Here is a 21,543-nt window from a genome sequence, read left to right on the forward strand (position 1 = left end):
TACTGGTTCAAAGCTGGCAAATCATTTAATGATAGACTCATTAACGCTTTCGCTGTTCAGTTTTCAAAGAGCATTTTCGTTGTTAGCGCTCGTGGCGCCGACCTTTTAAACTATATCAGGTCTTTCTCTTAAAATCAAGGGTTATTTTTTAGAAGTTCAAGTTTTTTTCATTCTCTTTAAAAATACCCTCAAAAGCGACAAGGTCTATCTTAACAAGTTCCAAACAGAATTGCAAGCAAAAGAAAGAATAAATTTTACCCCCCCTTCCGCTCATCTAAAATCGTCAATAGTTCTTGTATAGAATGAATCACCACTGCAGGTATCAATACACTCGAAAGAGCAGTAGCAGTAGTGTTTCTACTTTCTTTCTTCCACTTCTCCAGGCACCTTGTTCTCATTCTCTGATCACTCGAGCGCTGGCGAGGATCGAACTCTTTTAATTCATCAGGGAGATTTCGATCAACGAACACAGAAGTTACGTTTTTTCGATTGGCCATTTGAACATCGTGATCCAGTCTATCTCCAACATGAGCGACTACCTCTTCTGTCAACACATCAATCATTTTCGGATCAGGCTTTCCCGTCCCCACTTTTTCAGGCGTCAATATTTCATCGAAGTAATCGAGCAAGCCCAAGCCTTCCATTACTGGGGCTTGAAACTTGTAAAACCCATTGGTTACAACCGCCAGTGAATAACCACGCGATTTGATCGCACCCAATACATCCAAAATTCCGGACTCTAGCAAACTGATCTTAGGTGCGACCGCATGTTTTCGCAACAACGGCTCTATCTCAAAGGGCGCTTCCATACCCAGCTGCTTACATCGCAAACCTAAAATATCATCCCAATCATACGCTTCTACATACCTGCCTTGCTCCATTCGAAGCTCATGCTCGGCGACCATCTCCGAAATAATATCGATCTCTCGCCCCAGCTTCCCGGAGACCACCTCTGCGATCTCCGGAAAAACCCATGCCCCAAAAGGATTTTGCATAAGTGTGCCATCCAAATCAAAAGTTACCCAAAGCTTGCTCATTTTATCGCCCCCGACGTCAGTCCTTCAATAAATTGCTTGGATGCAAACAAAAAAGCAATAATCATCGGTAAAGAAGAGATGGTTAAGCTGGCAAAAAGCAGATTCCACTCTGTATCGTATTCACCAAACAGAGTAAGCACCCCCAAAGGAATAGTGCTCAGCTCCTCGCTTTTCAAAAATATCAGCGGATAAAAGAAATCGTTCCACACCCCAATCAGATGAACAATCCCCACAGTGGCAAGAGCTGGCTTCATGAGTGGCAAGATGATTTTGTAATACACCTGAAACCCGTTGCATCCATCCAGTCTCGCGGATTGATCGAGCTCAGTAGGCAGCGTTCGAAAAAATCCGTAGAACACAAATACCGCAAAAGGAATGCCGCCCGCCACATACAAAATCACCAGAGAAGTGAGCGTATCTAAAAGCTGCAGCTTCAGCATCATCATGTACAGTGGCAAAATAGCAAGCTTCATCGGCAGCATCAGGCCGATCATAAAAAAGAACAGGACGTACGAATTCCAGCGAAACGTGTAGCGCGACAGGTAAAAGGCTGCAAGCGATGAGATAAACAGAATGAAAAAGACAGACAGCCCGCTCACATAGATGCTGTTCCACACATAGGAGCCGAAGTTGACCTTCTCCCATACGGAAACGTAATTTTCAATCGATAAGGAATGAGGCAGCCCAAGCGGTTCAGTGAGGATCTCTATATTGCTTTTAAAAGAAGAGACAATCATCAAAAAGATAGGGTACAGCGCTAAAAAAGCAAATAGTGACAGCAACAGATACTTTGCATACTGGCCGAGACGTACCGTCATGTTCTCCCTCCTACTGTTCATATTCCCTTCGTTTAAAGAAAAAGAGCAGAACGGCCGTTGCACTCGATATCATGAGGAAAAGTACTACCGCCAATGCCGATCCAAGCCCAATCGACTCCCCGCCAGCTACAGAGCCAAATGCCAGCCTGTAAAAGTAGGTAGCCAACACATCCGTTGAAAAGTAAGGTCCTGCCTGCGAGCCCTGCATCGCGAAAATAAGCTCAAAGGTCTCAAAAGCTCCAATAAAGCTAAGAATCGTCATCACCATAATCGAAGGCATAGCCAGCGGAATCGTCATCTTCCAAAGCATAGTAAACCCGGAAGCCCCATCAATTTTGGCAGCATCGTATATTTCTGTCGGGATTGACTGCAAGCCCGCAAGAAAGATAAGAACGGCAAATCCGAGTCCATACCAGCTATTCACCAAAATGATCGTGTACAAGGCAGTATCAGGGCTGCCAAGCCACGGTCTGGCCCATTCCTCCAGCCCAATAAACGCAAGAAAGGTATTCAAGGCACCGTAAGTAGGATTGAGAATCAGGCTAAACAAGAAACCTACCACGATTACCGATAGTAGCTTGGGCAAAAAGATCACCATCTTGAAAAACTCTTTGCCGCGGATTTTGCTGTTGATGACAAGTGCAATCAGAAAAGCCACTGCCAGCTTGGTGATCACAATTCCGATAAAAAAGATAACGTTATGGCCCAGTCCACGGAAAAACGTCTCTTGGAAAGGGGATTCAGTAAACAGCCGTACGAAGTTTTCCAGGCCGATAAAAGAGCCTCGCTTCAGTCCATCCCACGCAAAGAAGCTATTCAGAAATGCAGAAAAAATAGGATATACCTGAAACCAAATGTAAAAGAGCAGAGCAGGAAGCAAAAACAAATGAACCATGTGCTTTTTCCAGTTCACACTCTGTTTTCTAGCCGTCTCTGTTTTGTTCACAGTCTTTTTTTCCAGTACAGGCATGGTAATGGGGTTCCTCCTTAAAATAAGGTACAGCCAAGCAGTCAGGCCCGACTGTACCTCCATATTCCTCGTTCCAGCCTTACTTTTTCGGTTTGAACCATTTATCAGCAGAAGCTTGGGTATCTCCTGCTACTTTGTCGACATCGATCTTGTTGATATACAGCCCTTGGAGTGAATCTTCAAACGTAGTCTTCGTCGTAGGAGTCCCCTCGCCAAAGTGAACCAGCATCAAAAAGGGTGCCATGCTCTTTTCGCTTAGCTGCGTCATTTTCTGCACCAGTGGATGTTTCGGAGTGACTCCAGAAATCGCGCTTAGACGATTCAGATCATCACTAAACATCTGTCCGAATTCCTTGGACGCGAGCCACTCGACAAAAACCTTGGCCTCTTCCGGATGCTTCGTGGACTTGGCAATTCCATAAGAGCCATCCACCCAGTTAATCATGGGAGTCTCTCCACCCTTTTCCTTCGCTAAAGCCGGCAGGATATCAATCGGCAAATCAGGGCTTTGTTTTTCAAAGGTTTCCAGACGGTAGCTGCCGTTTATATACATGGCTGCCTTGCCCGTGTAAAAAAGAGCTTGCGCATCTTTGTCATCAATACCTATAAAATCGGGCGGGAAGAAAGGAGCTAGCTCTTGCATCCGCTTGATAGACTCCGTAAAAGCTCCATCGGTAAATTTGGCTTGCCCTGCTAAGAGCTGATCGACGTATTCGTTTCCGCCATAGGAGCTCGTCCCAATGACACTATGGGTAATTGACAGCAGGTAGGATGCCTTGCCTGCCTGAGCAATTGGAATGATCCCCTTTTTCTGCAGCTCTGCGGAGACTTGCAGCAGCTCATCCCAGGTTTGCGGCGGGACCAGACCGTTCTCCTCAAATAGCTTCTTGTTGTAGAAAATAACAGCAGAGTTGATCGAGAGCGGTATCCCGTATACTTTCTGATCGCTGCCGCGTGCAGCATCCAGGTAAGTTCGCTCTATTTCTGCTACTCCTTTTACCTCATCCAGTGGCAGCAGGTATCCTGCGTCTGCAATCGAAGTCGCACCAGAGTACGGACGGAGCTGTACGATATCTACACCCGTCCCTGATGTGAGAGAATTACTTAGAATCGTGTTGTATTCCGTTGATTTAAACGATTTGAATTTCACCTTGATGTTGGAATGCTGCTTCTCAAACTCGGCAATGAACTTGGCGTACGCCTCTTTATCCTCTGTACGCCAGCTGTACATGACAAGCTCCACCGGCTCCCCTTTTGCCGGCTCTGTGGCTGGTGCAGTCGATCCTTCAGTCTGCCCTCCTGACGCTGGTGCTGAAGTCCCTCCATTACACGCAGCCAAAACAAACAGTAGCAAGACACAAAACAACCAAACCCCTACACGTCTCATCAAAAGATCTCCTCCATGCAAGATTTATGCTGCTTGTCTTCTGTGCAATTCTCTCTATGTAGTAATATTTTACAATCTATTATAGAATTCGGAAATATTTTTTCAACAAAATATTCGTATTTTTCAGATAATAGTTCATAAGAATCATCCTCGTGCATATCAGCTGACCCAAAGCCCATAGCAAAAAAAAGAGACAGACGATTGTCTGCCTCCCTCTCGAAACGGTATCCCGTTTCTTACATCATGCCCATACCGCCCATGCCACCCATATCTGGCATGCCCATAGGAGCTTTGTTTTCTTCTGGTTTGTCAGCAATTACTGCTTCTGTAGTCAGGAACATAGCTGCTACAGATGCTGCATTGGACAGTGCGGAACGAGTTACTTTCGCCGCGTCTACGATACCAGCTTCAAGCATGTTTACATACTCTTCACTAGCAGCGTTGAAGCCGATACCTACAGCTTCTTTTTTCAGACGCTCTACGATTACAGATCCTTCCAGACCTGCGTTCGCTGCGATTTGACGAACTGGCTCTTCCAGGGAACGGAGTACGATTTGCACACCAACAGCCTCTTCGCCATCTACTTTGATCGCTTCAACCGCTTTGATCGCATTGATCAGAGCAGTACCACCACCAGGTACGATACCCTCTTCTACTGCAGCGCGAGTAGAGTTGAGAGCGTCCTCGATGCGGAGTTTTTTCTCTTTCAGTTCGGTCTCAGTAGCTGCACCGACTTTAACAACTGCTACGCCGCCAGCCAGTTTAGCCAGACGCTCTTGCAGTTTTTCACGATCGAAATCGGAGGTAGTATCTTCGATTTGTTGACGGATTTGAGCTACGCGGCCTTCGATTGCTGCTTTGTCGCCAGCACCTTCAACAACAGTTGTGTTTTCTTTGGTAACCACGATTTTTCCAGCGCGGCCCAATTGTTCCAGCTTGGTGGATTTCAGATCCAGACCCAGCTCTTCAGTGATCACTTCGCCGCCAGTCAGAGCAGCGATGTCTTGCAGCATAGCTTTGCGGCGATCGCCGAAGCCAGGTGCTTTAACCGCTACAGCTGTGAAGGTACCACGCAGTTTGTTTACTACGAGAGTAGCCAATGCTTCGCCTTCTACATCTTCAGCGATGATCAAGAGAGGTTTGCCGCTTTGTACTACTTGCTCAAGTACAGGCAGAACTTCTTGGATGTTGGAGATTTTTTTATCAGTGATCAAGATGTATGGGTTGGAGAGAACTGCTTCCATCTTGTCAGTGTCAGTGATCATGTAAGGGGAAGCGTATCCACGGTCAAATTGCATACCTTCTACAACTTCCAGCTCTGTTACGAATCCTTTGGATTCTTCAACAGTGATTACGCCATCTTTGCCCACTTTTTCCATAGCTTCAGCGATCAGGTTTCCTACTTCTGGATCGTCAGCGGAAATAGCAGCTACTTGCGCGATGGAGGATTTGTTCTCAACCGGCTTTGCGATGGATTTGATTTCTTCAACAGCAGCGCGAACTGCTTTTTCCATACCGCGACGGATAACCATTGGGTTAGCGCCAGCAGTTACGTTTTTCAGACCTTCACGGATCATCGCTGCCGCCAGAACAGTTGCAGTGGTAGTACCGTCACCTGCGATGTCGTTTGTTTTGGTAGCAACTTCTTTAACCAGCTGCGCACCCATGTTTTCGTAAGCGTCTTCCAGCTCGATTTCTTTCGCGATGGTTACACCGTCGTTTGTGATCAATGGAGAACCGAACTTTTTCTCCAGTACCACGTTACGGCCTTTTGGACCGAGTGTAACTTTTACTGCGTTTGCCAGTGTTTCAACACCGCGGAGCATCGAGCGGCGAGCGTCTTCAGAGAATTTCACTTGTTTTGCCATCTTATCTCTACCTCCTGTTATGTGTTTTTCGTTCGACTTCCTATGTCAAGAGCCTTAACCGATGATCGCGAGGATATCGGATTCGCGCAGCACGAGGTATTCCTTATTGTCTACCTTTACTTCAGTACCAGCGTATTTGGAGAAGATTACTTTATCGCCGTCTTTTACTTCCAACGCGATGCGCTCGCCGTTGTCAGCAACACGACCAGAACCTACTGCGATTACGCGGCCTTCTTGCGGTTTTTCCTTTGCAGAATCAGGCAAAACGATACCGCTTGCAGTCGTTTCGTCTTTGGAGATAGCTTCGATTACCACACGGTCACCCAATGGCTTAAGCACTAAAAACACCCTCCTCAAAAAATGTAGGTAAACAAATTTACTGTTGTTAGCACTCGTCTTGTATGAGTGCTAACACCCAATTCCTATAATAATTGAATCACTATGTACTTTGCAAGTAGTTTCCCTCACTTTTTTCCATTTGAAATCTCTAAACCCTTTTTTCTAGCAGCCGCCCTAGTATTCAGTTCTAGTAACCAGACCCTGTCATATAAATCAATCATAGAATCAGAACAGAGCTACTCTCAAGGAGGGAACCCTCACATGCACAAATGGCTTTGGATCGGGATCGTCGTCCTCTGTGTCCTGGGGATTGGCCGCTTCTTCTCATCCGATAATACTTCCTTTATTCGTGTCAGTATTTATCCTGCCTCGATTTATTGGGACGGGAGGGAAATCGCCACCAGCGAAAAGCCCGGCTACTATAAAGAAGGCGGAAAGGAACTCCCTGCCACCATTGAGTATCGCGGCACCGTTTATGTCCCGTTGTCCATCATTGGTCGCCACCTGAACAAACCAGTAGGCTGGGATGGCTCTACCCATTTTGCCTGGGTTGGACAACCTCCCGCATTTGTCGAGCCTACAGTCGCTCCCAACCCGCCCACGGATGCTGCACCAGCTGCTCTGCCACCAGCCGTACCCGCTAGCACAACCGCTAAGACACCTAGCGACACCACGGCTCCTGCTATCGCGAAAAAAACGTCTCTCCAGACTCTATTTGGACTGACAATCGGCATGTCATCAGAGGAAGTAACCAAAGAATTAGGAAAGCCAGTCCGCATCGAACCGAGCAGTCTGGGCTATCAATGGTGGATCTATAATAGTGACCCAGCAAAATACATACAGGTAGGCATAGCAAACAACAAAGTAGTCGACCTGTACTCATTGGCTCCACAAGCCACACTGGGCAATGTCGGTGTTGGCATGAGCCAGCAGTCGCTAGAGCGTCAATATGATCTACAAGACATCGTCTCCTTTTCTTATATGGGTGCCCAAATCCAGATGACAAACCAAAAACAGCAGCGTCCTCTGGTTATGCAAAACGGCACGCCCTTTATCTATTATCTGGACAAGCAAAATGACAATAAAGTAACGGCTGTCCGCATGATTGACACCCAGATGCTATTGCGCGGGGGCTTTTACGATACAAAATGGTCTTATCAAGGAAAGGCACCCGATTTTAACCCTCCTGCCCTGAGCGTGGGCGAGCGTGAATTGGTAAACGAGGCATATGAGCGACAAATTCTTGATCTGGTTAACGTTTCACGCTATCGCTACAAGCTGCCTGCACTTCAGTGGAATGAAAAGGCGGCCCAGGTAGCAAGAGGCCATAGTCATGACATGGAGGCGAACAATTTCTTCGATCACGTCTCCGCTACGACTGGCACCAGTCCTTTTGACCGTTTAAAGCAAGCCTCGGTCCCCTACAGCATGGCAGGCGAAAATATCGCAGCCGGCTATCCCGATGCGATTGAAGCCCATGAAAGCTGGATGAACAGTCCAGGTCATCGCAAAAACGTTTTGGAAAAGGATTTTACCCAATTAGGTGTTGGAGTGATCGCGGACTACTACACACAAGCTTTTTTGACACCTCGCAACTAAATGATTTGGCGAATGGGACAAGCTCGGCACGCCCCTTTTCGGACGGGCCGGGTTTGTCCTTGTTCTTGTGTTCATGGAAGCTGAACCTGCTTTCGAAGCTGCTCCACTTTTGCTCCAAACTCTACGACTACCGTTTCATATTGCTTGGTATGTAAAATCATCCATGGCGGTCGGCTTCCCTTTTTCGGCATAATGACAAACATCTCCGCGATATCTGTATCAATCCCCGAAGAGGAATGCGTCAAGTGCTGCGGAGGAGCTAGCGGTATCCTGACAATCATCGCATGCTCAAGCGACGGATTCAGCTCAAGCACACGTCCACTCACACTGTGCAGCAGCTTTTGCGCCTCAGCCTGAAACACCTCAGTATTGGCAAATGTCGCGACGACCTTTTGTTGATCAGAGTCAAACAGCTCTACCTGCTCCGCTGCGTGTGCCGTCCCGCCAGAAAAAAACAACGCCAAGCATAGAATCAGCCACATCTTGTTGGAATGCACCTCCCCTCAAATAGCTTTCCTAGTATTTCCCATCTCACCGTTATATACATCCATGCGTAAAGGAATCGAACCTACCACAGAAAGAGCAAATAAAAAAAGCCTCCCGCTTTGAAAACAGGAGACTTCATGAGTCGTTAGCGAACAACCTCGTCCGCTTCCAAGCTGTATTCACTTTCCCATTCCTCTTGCTCCTTCAGCTGCTTACGGTACACAACCCGTGACAGCCAAATGCTCAGCTCGTACAAAAGCAGCAAAGGGATGATAACCAACACATCACTTACAATGTCCGGCGGCGTCAGCGTAACACCTATAACAGTTAAACCGAAATAGGCAAACCGACGTACCTTTGCCAGCCTCATCGGATTGAGAATACGCAGACGCGTGAGGAACATGACAATGATCGGGAGCTGAAACAACACACCGAATGGAATTACCATGTTGAACATAAATCCGTAATACTCGCCGATGCCGTAGTTAGGATTTACCCCGATGCTGGCAGACGTCGAGGTCATAAACTGCATGATCATCGGAAAGACCACGTAATAACCAAACAAAATGCCAATCACAAACAGAAAGCTTGCAGCCGGGATAAAATAAAGCGTCCCTCTCCGCTCGTTCTTCTCCAAACCGGGTGAAACAAACCGCCATACATGATAAAGTGCCACAGGAAGAGTGGCAACAATTCCAATGAGAAAAGCAAACTGCATGTACACGCGAAGTGCGTCCGAGGGATGCAAGGAGATGATCGGCACTCCATCTGCAATCGGCTCTTGCTTCAAATACTCAATGAGCGGACCGGCACAGAAGAAGCCGGCAATCAACGCGACAATAAATACGGCCAACACCCAAATGATACGCTTGCGCAGCTCCGTCAGGTGTTCAACCACTGTCATTTCTTGATCCGTCATGGCAACCACCTTACCCAATTACGCCTTTTGCTGTTCCTTTTCTAGCTGCGTGCGCTCCATTTCCAGCTTTTCGCGGATTTCCTTTTCAAGGCGCTCGCGTTCGATTCTCTCACGTACTTCACGCTCAATCTTTTCGCGGTCAAACGCATCCTTTTCAGTCACAACCGCAGCCTTGGCTGTAGTAGCGTCCTTGCTTGTATCCTTTGCAGCCAGCTCTTTGCGCTTTGCATCATCATCGTCTTCCTCATCGCTAGTCAGACTGCGCGTCGCGTTCTTGAATTCTTTCAAGGTATGACCAACGGCACGTCCCAGCTCTGGAAGCTTTTTGGGACCAAACAGGACAAGCGCCAAAATCAAAATTAAAATTAATCCAGGAATCCCGATACTGCCCATTTGCCTTCACTCCTTTTTCCTGTTAATTGTCAGTCTAACCAGCTAACACTTTCGTAAACCACCATATCCCAACCTCGTCATGTCAGAAGCCTCAATTCTCTCTCCTGCCAAAATCCGTGGTAGAAAAACGTCAAACGAAGTAAATGTCTCATGCATAACAGCCCCAGGCAAGCCCAGGATTGGAGTGTCACCTTTGTAAGCAACCATCAGCATGGACCCCGGAAGCATCGGTGTGCCATATCTTACCACTTCAGCCCCTACACCTGCAATCGCTCCTGGTGTACGGTCATCAGGGTCCACAGACATGCCGCCTGTAACCAGTACCAAATCGACACCTTTATCGAGGAAATAGTGAATCTCCTGCTCAATCGCATCTTTGTCATCAGGTGCCAAACGCTGCTCCACAACCGTTGAGCCCAGCGCCTCTACCTTGGAGCGAATCACCGGACCGAATTTGTCTGCAATTCGTCCTGAAAAAACTTCTCCACCCGTGGTGACGAGACCAACCGATTTATCCAGGAAAGACTTTACCTGCACAATCGGCTCACCAAACTGCTTCGCCAGCTCCTCCAGTTGGATAATACGAGTCTCCTCCATGATCAGCGGGATAATCCGGGTGGCTGCCAGTGTATGACCGGGATGGACCACCTGATCTCCATACATGGTAGAAAATGCAATACCTTCCAATGCATTGAGCGCATGAACGGCTTCCTCGTTGATCTTAGCCAAACCGGAACGAGATGCTTTCATCGAGACTTTGCCTTCGTACGGCTGTGTCAAGGTCAAACCTTCTCCGGAAACAGCTTTGGCAATACGAATCCCCGCTTCTTCCTCATGAATGAAGCCCTCTGGCATTTCTAGCACATAAATATGTTCTTTTCCGATCGACAAGAGTGGCTCGATGTCTGCTTCCGTAACAACATGACCCTTTTTAAACAACCGGCCCTTGAATTCTCCGGGCAGAATTTGTGTCATGTCGTGTGGCAGCATCATGCCAATCGCTTCACGTACAGGCACTTCACGCATTTGTGGTTTTTCTACCAACCCAATCCTCCCCAATCTTCATTGGCCTCTCCTGTTCCTTGCAAAATGTGCAAGGCATCCGCCAGCATATCGCCGATCGCGTTGAAACAGATCTCTACGCCTTTTGGATTGCCAGGAAGGTTGATAATCAACGAGTTTCCACGCGTACCCGCAACCGCACGTGTCAACATCGCACGACGAGATTGCTGCAGGCCGGCACGGCGCATTTCTTCTGCCAGCCCTGGAACTGGTCTGTCCATCACCCATGCTGTCACTTCCGGGGTGACATCACGCGGGCTAAGACCGGTCCCGCCTGTTACGATCAATAGGTCACACTTTTCCCGATCCACGAATTCGATCATGTTTTCCTTCAAGTCTTCCATATCATCGGTAACGGCACGGTATACAGCGACGTCTACGTGCAGCCATTCCCTTGTCAGATGACGAATGATCGGAATACGATCATCTGTCCGCTCTCCTCTGGCAATCGAATCACTTGCCGAAATTACGCCTACCTTCCATTTGCCCACAGCTCATTCCTCCGTTTTTTCATTCGATAGTATTGTACACTTTTTTGTCCGTGCTGTAGATAGTACTGTCAGAAAAGAGAGTTCCTGACACAAAACGTTCACGAATGAAAAAGGCCTTCCTCAGTCACCAAAGCATCCAGTGGTATATCGTGCGGCTCAAGTGGTACATGGTCTACTACCTGCATGGAGAATCCTATTCCTAGTAAAAATGGGCGATGCATAAGTCCTGCAAGAAAACGATCGTAGTAGCCGCCTCCATAGCCCATGCGACCCCCGAATCGATCAAATGCCACACCAGGAACGAGCACCACGTCGAGCTTTTCTACGTCTGCAGGCACCGCTTTTTCCGGATCGGGCTCCCAGATACCATATACTCCCTGCTTTAACATTTCCGGTCCACTAAATACGTACGGAACCAGACGCCGCTCAGAAGGGCGTGTCAGGGGCAGCCAGATTTCCTGTCCTCGTTTTTTCGCTTGCTCAATAAACGGGAGAATATCCATCTCGGCTCCAAAAGGATGAAAGGCCATAATTGCTTTGCTGCTCACCACTTGCTCGCATGCCAGCAAATGACTGCATGCTCTCTCAGATCGAAGCTTGCGTTCTTCTGGAGACATCGTTTTTCGCGCCTCCATAATATGGGTTCGGAGCTGTTTTTTATCCGCTTTTTTGTCCACTTTCAACCGCTCTCCTTTTGCACGGGTTCAAACAACGCCCCTCTAGGCTTGTCCCGTACACTCTCTCTAGGCTACACTTGCATTAGTATATAAAGAGGTGAACCACATGATCTTGCTACAAGCTGAACATATAGAAAAAACGTATGGTGTCGAGACCATTCTACAAGACATTTCCCTGCAAATACAAACGGGTGAACGCGTTGGGCTCGTTGGTGTCAATGGTGCCGGAAAATCTACCTTGATGAAGATTCTCGCTGGCGAGCTGAGCTACGACGGCGGAATTGTACGGATTCCCAAAGAGGTAACGATTGGCTATTTGGCACAAAACAGCGGGCTGGAATCGGAGAGAAGCATTTGGGACGAGCTGCTTTCTGTATTTGCTCATCTGCAGGTCGAGGAAAAGGAGCTGCGTGCGCTGGAAGCAAAAATGGGCGATCCTGCTATCCTCGCTGATGAAAAACGTTACCAGCAGCTATTGGAAAATTACTCTCACCGCTCAGAAGCGTTCAAGGAGCGCGGAGGTTACAGCTATGAGGGGGCGATTCGCGGAGTGTTGCACGGACTTCGCTTTGCCGATATGGATTACCAGACGCCGATTCGTACGCTAAGCGGCGGACAAAAAACACGTTTGGCTCTGGCCAAGCTGCTGCTGCAGTCTCCAACGATTCTTCTACTCGATGAGCCGACCAACTACCTGGATATTGAAACACTCACCTGGCTGGAAACCTATTTGCAAAACTATCAGGGAGCAATCCTCGTCGTATCCCATGACCGCTACTTCCTCGACAAGTTGGTGACCGTTGTTTATGAAATCGAGCGAACACGTGCCACACGTTACGTCGGCAACTACAGTCAATTCCTCGATCAAAAGGCTGCGCGGCTGGAGCAAGATTTGAAGCGATTTGAAAAGCAGCAGGATGAAATCGCCAAGCTGGAGGATTTTATCGCTCGAAACATCGCTCGTGCCACAACAACCAAGCGCGCACAAAGCAGACGTAAGACATTAGAAAAAATAGACCGCATGGACAAGCCGATCATGAAAAACAAATCGGTCCATTTTTCCTTTGATGTTTCCAAAATGAGCGGAACCATCGTGATGAAGGCAGCGAATGTCGCTATTGGCTACCCGGATGCTGTCCTCTCTTCGGGCATTACGTTTGAGATTGAACGCGAAGAGAGAGTCGCGCTGGTCGGACCTAACGGGATTGGCAAATCCACCTTGCTCAAAACGATCGTGGAGCAGCTGAGCGCGCTTCGTGGCAGCATAGATTTTGGCAGCAACGTCACAATCGGCTATTACGACCAAGAGCATCGCAATCTGAACGAACGCAATACGGTGCTCGGTGAAATCTGGGATGAGTATCCGCAAATGCTGGAAAAAGACGTGCGTACGCTGCTAGGCAACTTCCTATTCAGTGGGGATGATGTACAAAAGCGCATTTCCGACCTGTCTGGCGGAGAACGCGCACGTGTATCCTTGGCAAAGCTCATGCTAAGGCAAGCCAACTTCCTGATCTTCGACGAGCCTACTAACCATTTGGACATTTTCAGCAAGGAAGTCTTGGAAAATGCGCTCTACGATTATCCGGGAACCATCCTGTTCGTTTCCCATGACCGCTACTTCCTGAATAAAATCTCAACCCGGGTGCTTGAGCTAACAGGTGATGGTGTGACCAGTTATTTGGGCAACTACGACTACTATGTAGAGAAAAAGCAAGAGCTGGCGGAGCTTGCAGCCGAGCAAGCAGCACTCCCTGCCAAAAAGCAAGGCAGTGCTGCCTCTGTTCAACCTGAAAAATCATCCTACGAGCTGGATAAGGAAGCCAAGAAGCGGGAACGCCAACGCCAGCGCCGTCTGGAAGAGATCGAAGCCGCGATCCAAAAACGGGAAGCCGATATTACCAAATGGGAAGAAGAGCTGTGTCTTCCTGAGATCTATAGTGACCATGTCCAGGCAAAAGAAAGAAACGATCAGATTCATGCCGCAAAACAAGAGCTGGAGCAGCTGTATGACGAATGGAGCGAGCTCTCCGAGGCATAACCTCACGTCGAGCAGCGCTCATGTGCCGGCTCCTCCAAAGCCGCATAAAGTGCGGGAACGACGAGAAAAACGATGCAGGTGGCTGCTGTCACGATACCAGAGTCATTCAGCACCAGTCCTGCCAGTGAACCTGCGATTACACCAGCAAAGCCTTTAACCAGAAATGGTGTATCCAGTGCCAAATGGCGCAGGAATCGATCGTTTCTAAGCGCCAGTAAGCCAAGCACGACCAGAGATACGACGAACACCTTACTCCACATCGAAACCCGGATTAACCGCAGATTCATAGCCAGCTTGCGCTCCAGCATCTTGCCAACCTCCGCCCATTCTCCTGACACGATCTGCTGGGAAACACGCCCTACATGTGTTAAGGGCTGATCGGTTAGCAGACTTCCGGCTATCAATACAGCGACACCGAGCATCAGGCCTCCTGCTAGCATCAGGAGGCCCTTTTTGCCAATCCGTAAGCCCTGCAGCCTTGCAAAGGCAACGAAAAAACCAACTAATCCGGCGAGAAAGCCGCCTGCGTCCGTACCCAAGCCTGGAGCCACCATATAGTACAGCGCCAGTCCGAAAAAAATGGCAGCCGTCCCCGGCAACAGGACGCTTTTGCGTGGCGAGTCGTGGCTACCCGACTGCTTGTAGGCCTGATAAAGCGAAGCCACAAACAGGATCGCACTGCCGATTAGTACACCCTCGTATTCATTGCCTAATCCATAAAAGCGAGCCCCGATGACAGGGTCATAGCCGAGGTATGAATGGCGCATCATCGTCGCCCCACTCCACCCGTCGATTAAAATTGCAAATGCCGTGGCACCGCTTATGATTAGTGTCGTGTGTGAAAGCGAGCGGTGCTCCTGCAGGAAGGCAGCCAGTAGCGCCACTGTGATGAGCAGGCCTAAAACAACCTGCCCGGAAGCATTCCATCCGAGCACCCCTTCCACCAGCAATAGGAGAGGAAACCAGAGAAGTGCCAATAGTGCGAGACGAACACCGCGGCGCAGCCCGGCGTATATCGAGCCCGTCCTTCTTTTCCCCCACAACCACAATAGCGCCGCACAGGCAAGCGTAATGATTTGCAGCATGACGTATGTATAGATGACGGCAGGTCTTGTGGCATATGTGTGATGAATTTGCTTTACTTGATCCAGCAGTTCATTCATCGTTGTTCTCTCCAGGTCTACCTTCACGGCATGTCCAGCCAAATCACTCGGTAGCGGTACGTTTAACCACGCTAAAACTGTTGGCAAAATATCTACTCCGCTAATGAGCCCGGATTGACGTGTCGTCGCAGATGTAAGCAGGCCTCTGTCTTTGTTGTTCCAAATGAGAATCGGAGATAGCAGCACTTTTTCCTTTGTCGCTACCGCATGGACCGCTGGTGAAGTCAGAATGATGAGCTGGTTCTCTTTTTGTCGCTGTAGCACTTGATCCACAAAATGAGACAAGTCCGTTAGCACCTGATGATAGTGACGGGCAAACTGTGTAGGCTCCATATCATTTGCCAGCTGGTAGAGACGCGCCAAATCGGAAAGCTGAACCGTAATAACCCCCGACTTTTGATCAGCCTGGATTTGGTTGAATATATGCGTGTAGTTTGTTTTCACCCCATACGGATAGCCATTGGCAGGCAGCAGACTGTTTGCTGATATATCACCATACGGCACGCGTCCTTTTCCATCCATCGCAAACAGGACACTGTGGCGCTGCCTTGCGTCTTCATAATCTCCATTGCCGTAAGCTGACACCCGAATTCCTTTAGCAGCAAGAGTATCTCCCAACAGCCCTATCCTCGCCGAAAACGGCTTGTCCTCATTTTCTGCCAGCAATCGATATATCCCCGGGTACACAATCGATGACCCTAGATTGTTTTCTGCTATTCCGCCAAGCTCTCTCACCCGGTCTCCAGCTGTTTCTCTAGCTGACAACGACTCGGCAGTGTGATAGGCCGTTCCGCTTTTTACACTGTACTGGGCTTGTCCGCCACTTCCCATAAGCAAATAGCCGTTCGGGGCAGTCCGTGCTCCAGGTGTGCGCATAGAGACAGCGCCAGCAGATGCTTCCTTTACCCATTTATCCACAGCCGGATTACCTGCGAAGGTCTCCATGTCTAAAAAAGACATTCCCTCCACAAACAGCACGAGTACTTGCTGAGCTTCTTTAGCTGTGGCTATGCGATTTCCGATATTTGTAGCTGCAAACAATATTAGGAATGCAAGTAAACTGAGCAAGATTTTTGTCTTCACGAGATGCCTCCTGTTGATAACTCTACTCGTCTTATCCACATTTTCCACAGGATAATCCACAAGCTTAAATTGCTTCATCCGGCGATTTTCCCGGTCATTTTTCATGTTATCACCAGTATTCACAGGTGGGGGTGTGAACAACCCGCAAAGTTATCCTTCCTTGTGGATAATTTATTGTTCTGCTCCAAATTCAGCCGATCAATCTGCCGATACAGTAGATAAACGGAACATGCAGCCTGAATACTGAACCTTTTCCTGCAAAAGAGCGAATATAGAGTTGTAACACGTTCAGGAGGGGCCCCCATGAATGATAAAGAGTTACTTCCACTCCTAGAAAAAATGATTCTAGGAGACGAAACGGCATTTCCACTGGTTTATCATGCGACGCATCAGGACGTCTATCGCACAGTCGCCTTCCTCGTCTTCAACAAGCAGGAGATCGAGGACATCGTAAATGAGGTTTACCTTCGCATGTGGCGTTCCTATCACACATATGATCCCAGCAGGCCTTTTCGCTACTGGCTGCACGGTATTACCGTACGACAAGTCCAGGATTGGAAAAGAAAAGCCTGGCGCCGCTTGCGTATATTTGAGCGCAATCGCCTGCTCGCTACGCAGCAATATGACTGGACAGAGCGAGTCGTTCTGCAATCAGAGTCGCAGCTTGAGCTGTTTCGATCTGTTCGCCAATTGTCGTACAAGCTACGGGTAGTTGTGATACTCCGCTATTTTCACGATTACTCTCTGGAAGAAATCGCTGACCTGCTGAAAATTCCCTTGGGTACAGTCAAGTCCAGACACCATCTTGGACTGAAGGAATTACGAAAACGATACCCAATAGCGGAAGGTGACCTATATGCCCATTGAAAAACAACTGCGTGAGGAGCTGCTTCAAGCAGGCAAAGAAATGCCGATTCCGCTTGAAGTAGAGAAACGAGTCCACCGTACGTATCAACACTTTTTGCAGCAAAAGAAAGGAAGACAACCGCTCATGAAAAAAAGACTGCTTGCCAGCATCGTTGCAATAGCCATTCTGATTCCTACCGCTGCTCTAGCCACTCCCTATCTGGCTGATCAAATCTTTGGAGATTCCAAAGCAATTATGGAACGGGGAGGAACCCAGCAAAGCTACAACGAGATAGAAGCCTTTCTTCAAGAAGCCAAAGGAAAGCTGACAGACGAGGAATTTACAGAATATGTGGCCTTAACCAAGCAGCTGATGCAGCTAAAGCTGAAGATCACTGATCAAAATGGAGTTCCTCATGAAGACAGGCTGACAGCAGAGGAACAGGAGCTATACCAGCAGCTCGGCTCCAAATTGAGTCCTCTTTTTGAAAAAATCAAAGGCTCTGTACAGTAAAAAAGGTGTCTATCAGATGTAAGCCCTTCGCTTTTTGGTACAACGAAAAAGGAGTTATCCAAATGTGGATAACTCCCTTTTTTATTTGATCAGTCATTACTGCTCAGTAAGCGACAAGCCTGGTACACCATTAAGATCCAGCTTGGCAAATTGTCCTTTTTCATACTTGATATAGCCTGCCGCTGCGATCATGGCAGCGTTGTCCGTACAGAGCGAGAATGGAGGAATAACGAGTGGAACTCCTTCTGCCTTGCACCGCTCCTGCAGCCGATCTCTCAATCCGCGGTTGGCTGCCACGCCACCTGCCAAAAGCACCTGCTTCGCTCCGTATTCACGTACAGCTCGGAGCGTTTTTTCTACGAGTACCTCTGTTACCGAGTCCTGAAAGCTGGCCGCGAGATTCGCTGGCTCGATCGACTCTCCACGCTGAGCGGCATTGTGCAAGGTATTGAGTACAGCTGACTTCAAGCCACTAAAGCTGAAATCGTACGAGCCTGGCTCCAGCCACGAACGAGGAAGCGGTACATTCGCTTCGCCTTCGTGCGCGAGTCGGTCAATGTGTGGACCGCCTGGGTACGGCAAATTCAGTGCCCGTGCTACCTTGTCATAGGCTTCACCAGCAGCGTCATCACGCGTTTCGCCCAAAATTTCAAATTGACCGTGCTCCTTCATCCAGACCAGCTCAGTATGGCCTCCCGAAACGACCAGCGCAATCAGCGGGAAATCCATTTCTTCTACCAAACGGTTCGCATAGATGTGGCCTGCGATATGGTGAACGCCGATCAGTGGAATTCCTCTCGCCAAAGATACAGCCTTAGCAGCTGCTACGCCAACCAATAGTGCCCCCACGAGTCCTGGACCGTACGTGACGGCAATCGCCTGAATATCAGCCAGTGTCTTGCCTGCCTCGGCCAATGCTTCTTCGATCGTCAGCGTAATGTTCTCCACGTGCCTGCGGGAGGCTACCTCTGGCACCACCCCGCCGAATCGTTTGTGAATATCAGCTTGTGAAGCAATGACATTGGAGAGCACCTCGCATCCGTCCCGAACAACGGATGCGGAGGTTTCGTCACAGCTGGTTTCAATCCCCAAAATATAGGTCGGAGCACCTGACTCTTTATGTGCTTGATAAGCTTCTTGTACGCGCATCTCGTAGCGCGAGTTATATGTCCTGTTCATTACAATGTCACCCACATAATTATTGCGTCCTCGTTATTGTCCGAATAGTACCCTTTGCGTACTCCATGCTCTTTAAATCCGAGCTTGATGTACATATTTCTCGCCACAACATTGGAAGTCCGTACTTCTAGTGTCATGCTCTGTGCACCAAACGATCTCGCTACACTCATCATTTTGAGCATAAGCCCGAGCCCGATTTTCTTTCCCCGAAACAACGGATGAACCGCAACATTCGTGATGTGCGCTTCATCGAGCACAATCCACATGCCGCAGTAGGCGACGATTCGATTCTGATGAACGACAACGACATAGCGCGCATTCGGATTCATCGTCAGCTCGTTGACGAAAGCATCATGCGGCCACGGTGTTGAAAAGGACAACCGCTCCAGCTCGGCGACTGCCCCAACATCCTGCATCGTCATAAAGCGGTATTCCAAATCTGTATGTTGACTCATATGATTACTCCTTTACCAAACCCTCCTGCTTTTGGGCCAGCCATTTTGCTTCCGCTTCCGCCAATTGGAGATACTCCGGAACCAGCTCATGCGCATTCGTGCCATCCTGCAGCTTTTTCATCGCCAGATAACCGATGTGGGCTGCTCGGGGATGATTCGCAGCGGGAGAGGCAAACTTCGCCTGCTCACCCAGCACCTGCACAATCGCTTCTTTGTGTATCCGAACGTCTTCGCCAAGAAACAGGATCGCCTCTCCCTGTGCCTGATCACGAAGGTGTGGAAGCCACTCCTCGAGCAGAATGATTTTTTCGTTTTCACACGCCCGTACGCTCTCCATGCCGTCTGTACGATAGCATCCTGTGTAAACCTGTCCTCTGCGGGCATCAAACAGTGGCACAATCATTCCTGGAAAGCCAAGTGCATTCATCGCCACTACCTGCAGGCTGGAAATTCCGATCACGGGAATGTCTAGTGACCATGCCATGCTCTTTGCCGACGCCACCCCGATCCTTACGCCCGTGTAGGAGCCAGGTCCATTGGCTACTCCCAATCCGCTGAGCTGCTCTGGCAAGGTACCTGTTGCGTCCAGCAATTCACTGACACAATCCATGAGTCGAATCGAGTGGTTCTTTTGCTGGTTGGTTGTCATCTCTGCCAGGACTCTCTCTTCCTCTACGACAGCTACACTTAACACCAGATTGGATGTATCAATTGCCAGTACACGCATCAAAATCAAACTCCTCACACAAATTCACATATCGTGCCCCCTGAGGCACCAGCTCAATCGTCCGTTCTTCTGCTCCTTCTGTACGCAAGTAAACGGTCAATCGCTCGTTTGGAAGCACCTCTTCGATCAAGGAAGCCCACTCTACCACACAGACTCCTTCGCCAAAAAAGTAATCGTCTAGCCCAAGCGAGTCTACATCATCGCCTACCCGATACACATCCATATGGTATAACGGCAAACGGCCCTGATATTCTTTTATGATTGTAAACGTCGGACTGTTCACTACTTGCCGAACGCCAAGTCCTCGCCCCAACCCTTGCGTAAATGTAGTCTTGCCTGCACCAAGATCGCCTTCGAGTGCAAGCAAATCACCGGGCTGCAGCTGGTCTGCCAAGCATGCAGCAAAGCGCTGTGTTTGTACTGCACCCGAAAGCCTCCATGTATATGTCATGTTCGTTATCACTCCTCATCCACGCTGCCCAAAATGGTTAAAGCCGGCTTTAGGCAACGGAAGCTGCAAGCCATCGCGTATCAGGGAAAGAGCTGGCACTCCGTCCTCACTCTGTGCCTCTACCCGGCCAATAACAGCAAATGGAATACCAGCGGACGCGAATTTCTGTGCAATCTCGTCTACCTTGCTCGATTCAACTGTGCCAACGAGCTGGTAGTCCTCGCCCCCATAAAAAGCCCATTCCAAAGGGTCCTTGTTTACCTGTGTTGCATAAGCGCAGACATCTTCTCTGATAGGGATCTGCGCAGCATCGACTGATATCGCTACTTGACTCGCTTCCGCAATCTCCCATAGCTCCGATGCCAGACCGTCGCTCACGTCATTTAGGGCACTGCATACCCCAGAAGCGAGAAGCAGTCTCCCCGCAGCAACCTGAGCCAGCGGACGCTGGTGAGCTATCTCCAGCTCCCTCCACACGCCAGAGCTGCTAGCTCCATTCTTTTCCTGCAACAGCAGGTGAAGCCCCGCTGCCGAGGTTCCGATATGCCCGGTAACAAACACAGTCTGTCCGGCGGCAGCCTGCGAGCGGCGAAGGGCCCTGCCTTTTTCCACTTCGCCAAGCACCGTCACTGACAGGTGAAGGGCATCTGGCGCAGACACCGTATCACCGCCAATGACACGCACACCATACAGCTCACAAGCCTGATAAATGCCATCATAGATTTGACTGCATTCCTCTGGCGACCACTTTGGCGATACCGCAATACTGACCAATGCGTACCTCGCATATCCGCCCATGGCTGCCACATCACTAATGTTGCTCATGACTGCCTTGTACCCTATGTCGCTCGGGCTCATGGTTGTTTTTAAAAAATGGACGGTTTCCACCATAGCATCACAGCAAGCAACGACCTCCATCGCGTGCCCTGGCGTAAAAACGGCGGCATCATCCCCGAGCCCGACGGTCAAGCCGTCCCCTTCCTGTCCGTCCGACCGACTTGTCCATTGCCGGATCAAGGAAAATTCATCTTGTGCCAC

The 21,543-nt window shown here is 49.1% G+C and carries 22 protein-coding genes; 4 read left to right on the plus strand and 18 right to left on the minus strand.

Translation table 11 applies throughout. The annotated features are described in order from the left end of the window. Window positions 1-254 precede the first annotated feature (254 nt). The 6 genes from SB752_RS20170 to groES form a co-directional block, all read right to left on the minus strand. Window positions 255-1,037 carry an HAD family hydrolase gene (locus tag SB752_RS20170; RefSeq protein ID WP_410717366.1) on the minus strand — a complete coding sequence of 261 codons (783 nt, stop codon included), beginning with the start codon at window positions 1,035-1,037 and terminating at the stop codon, window positions 255-257. Then, window positions 1,034-1,855, minus strand: a complete 822-nt coding sequence (locus tag SB752_RS20175; protein ID WP_410717367.1) for a carbohydrate ABC transporter permease — start codon at window positions 1,853-1,855, stop codon at window positions 1,034-1,036. The genes SB752_RS20170 and SB752_RS20175 overlap by 4 nt, the downstream gene beginning before the upstream one ends. Before the next feature lie 10 nt (window positions 1,856-1,865). Continuing rightward, entirely contained in the window at window positions 1,866-2,825 is a 960-nt protein-coding gene (locus tag SB752_RS20180) for a carbohydrate ABC transporter permease (RefSeq protein ID WP_410717368.1), read from the minus strand. Window positions 2,826-2,904: 79 nt separating this feature from the next. After that, window positions 2,905-4,212, minus strand: coding sequence for an ABC transporter substrate-binding protein (locus SB752_RS20185; protein WP_410717369.1), 1,308 nt, complete (start codon window positions 4,210-4,212; stop codon window positions 2,905-2,907). A 236-nt stretch (window positions 4,213-4,448) separates the two neighbouring features. After that, window positions 4,449-6,080: a chaperonin GroEL gene (gene groL / locus SB752_RS20190; protein ID WP_410717370.1), complete on the minus strand. Its 1,632-nt coding sequence runs from the start codon at window positions 6,078-6,080 to the stop codon at window positions 4,449-4,451. A 54-nt stretch (window positions 6,081-6,134) separates the two neighbouring features. Then, window positions 6,135-6,419: a co-chaperone GroES gene (gene groES, locus SB752_RS20195; protein WP_049742269.1), complete on the minus strand. Its 285-nt coding sequence runs from the start codon at window positions 6,417-6,419 to the stop codon at window positions 6,135-6,137. Between the two features lie 261 nt (window positions 6,420-6,680). Between groES and SB752_RS20200 the strand changes: the two genes are divergently transcribed. After that, window positions 6,681-8,018: a CAP domain-containing protein gene (locus SB752_RS20200; RefSeq protein WP_410717371.1), complete on the plus strand. Its 1,338-nt coding sequence runs from the start codon at window positions 6,681-6,683 to the stop codon at window positions 8,016-8,018. A gap of 71 nt (window positions 8,019-8,089) precedes the next feature. On the opposite strand, the gene SB752_RS20205 is transcribed toward SB752_RS20200, so the two are convergent. The 6 genes from SB752_RS20205 to SB752_RS20230 all read right to left on the minus strand — a co-directional run bounded on the left by SB752_RS20205 (window position 8,090) and on the right by SB752_RS20230 (window position 12,046). Then, on the minus strand, window positions 8,090-8,500 hold the full coding sequence (locus tag SB752_RS20205) for a hypothetical protein (protein WP_410717372.1): 411 nt from the start codon (window positions 8,498-8,500) through the stop codon (window positions 8,090-8,092). 149 nt (window positions 8,501-8,649) lie between these two features. After that, entirely contained in the window at window positions 8,650-9,423 is a 774-nt protein-coding gene (gene tatC, locus SB752_RS20210) for a twin-arginine translocase subunit TatC (protein ID WP_410717373.1), read from the minus strand. An 18-nt stretch (window positions 9,424-9,441) separates the two neighbouring features. After that, window positions 9,442-9,816: a twin-arginine translocase TatA/TatE family subunit gene (tatA, locus tag SB752_RS20215; protein WP_103108020.1), complete on the minus strand. Its 375-nt coding sequence runs from the start codon at window positions 9,814-9,816 to the stop codon at window positions 9,442-9,444. A 42-nt stretch (window positions 9,817-9,858) separates the two neighbouring features. After that, a complete protein-coding gene (locus SB752_RS20220; RefSeq protein WP_410717374.1) occupies window positions 9,859-10,860 on the minus strand; it encodes a molybdopterin-binding protein in 1,002 nt (333 codons plus the stop codon). Further along, a complete protein-coding gene (locus SB752_RS20225) occupies window positions 10,854-11,369 on the minus strand; it encodes a MogA/MoaB family molybdenum cofactor biosynthesis protein (RefSeq protein ID WP_049742275.1) in 516 nt (171 codons plus the stop codon). Before SB752_RS20225 ends, SB752_RS20220 begins: the two co-directional genes overlap by 7 nt. A gap of 98 nt (window positions 11,370-11,467) precedes the next feature. Further along, a complete protein-coding gene (locus tag SB752_RS20230; protein WP_410717375.1) occupies window positions 11,468-12,046 on the minus strand; it encodes a 5-formyltetrahydrofolate cyclo-ligase in 579 nt (192 codons plus the stop codon). A gap of 106 nt (window positions 12,047-12,152) precedes the next feature. Between SB752_RS20230 and SB752_RS20235 the strand changes: the two genes are divergently transcribed. After that, a complete protein-coding gene (locus SB752_RS20235; protein ID WP_410717376.1) occupies window positions 12,153-14,087 on the plus strand; it encodes an ABC-F family ATP-binding cassette domain-containing protein in 1,935 nt (644 codons plus the stop codon). A 2-nt stretch (window positions 14,088-14,089) separates the two neighbouring features. On the opposite strand, the gene SB752_RS20240 is transcribed toward SB752_RS20235, so the two are convergent. Next, window positions 14,090-16,333, minus strand: coding sequence for an alkaline phosphatase family protein (locus tag SB752_RS20240; protein ID WP_410717377.1), 2,244 nt, complete (start codon window positions 16,331-16,333; stop codon window positions 14,090-14,092). A gap of 303 nt (window positions 16,334-16,636) precedes the next feature. Here SB752_RS20240 and SB752_RS20245 point away from each other — a divergent pair, with 303 nt between their 5' ends. Further along, on the plus strand, window positions 16,637-17,200 hold the full coding sequence (locus SB752_RS20245; protein WP_410717378.1) for a sigma-70 family RNA polymerase sigma factor: 564 nt from the start codon (window positions 16,637-16,639) through the stop codon (window positions 17,198-17,200). Continuing rightward, the gene (locus SB752_RS20250; protein ID WP_410717379.1) at window positions 17,190-17,693 is read left to right on the plus strand and encodes a DUF3600 domain-containing protein; all 504 of its coding nucleotides are present in this window, start codon (window positions 17,190-17,192) and stop codon (window positions 17,691-17,693) included. The genes SB752_RS20245 and SB752_RS20250 overlap by 11 nt, the downstream gene beginning before the upstream one ends. A 96-nt stretch (window positions 17,694-17,789) precedes the next feature. Here SB752_RS20250 and tsaD read toward each other — a convergent pair whose 3' ends face one another. Genes tsaD through thiL form a run of 5 tightly spaced genes read right to left on the minus strand, consistent with a single transcriptional unit; the run spans window position 17,790 to window position 21,543 of the window. Beyond that, window positions 17,790-18,872 (minus strand): tRNA (adenosine(37)-N6)-threonylcarbamoyltransferase complex transferase subunit TsaD, encoded by a 1,083-nt coding sequence (gene tsaD / locus SB752_RS20255; protein WP_410717380.1) that lies wholly within the window; start codon window positions 18,870-18,872, stop codon window positions 17,790-17,792. Beyond that, window positions 18,872-19,327 carry a ribosomal protein S18-alanine N-acetyltransferase gene (rimI, locus tag SB752_RS20260; RefSeq protein ID WP_103108028.1) on the minus strand — a complete coding sequence of 152 codons (456 nt, stop codon included), beginning with the start codon at window positions 19,325-19,327 and terminating at the stop codon, window positions 18,872-18,874. The genes tsaD and rimI overlap by 1 nt, the downstream gene beginning before the upstream one ends. 4 nt (window positions 19,328-19,331) lie before the next feature. Next, window positions 19,332-20,054: a tRNA (adenosine(37)-N6)-threonylcarbamoyltransferase complex dimerization subunit type 1 TsaB gene (gene tsaB, locus SB752_RS20265; RefSeq protein ID WP_410717381.1), complete on the minus strand. Its 723-nt coding sequence runs from the start codon at window positions 20,052-20,054 to the stop codon at window positions 19,332-19,334. Then, window positions 20,035-20,505 (minus strand): tRNA (adenosine(37)-N6)-threonylcarbamoyltransferase complex ATPase subunit type 1 TsaE, encoded by a 471-nt coding sequence (gene tsaE / locus SB752_RS20270; protein WP_410717382.1) that lies wholly within the window; start codon window positions 20,503-20,505, stop codon window positions 20,035-20,037. The genes tsaB and tsaE overlap by 20 nt, the downstream gene beginning before the upstream one ends. A gap of 15 nt (window positions 20,506-20,520) precedes the next feature. Beyond that, window positions 20,521-21,543, minus strand: a complete 1,023-nt coding sequence (thiL, locus tag SB752_RS20275) for a thiamine-phosphate kinase (protein WP_410717383.1) — start codon at window positions 21,541-21,543, stop codon at window positions 20,521-20,523.

Source organism: Brevibacillus sp. SIMBA_040 (genome assembly GCF_046535075.1).
In the GTDB taxonomy this organism is placed as follows: domain Bacteria; phylum Bacillota; class Bacilli; order Brevibacillales; family Brevibacillaceae; genus Brevibacillus.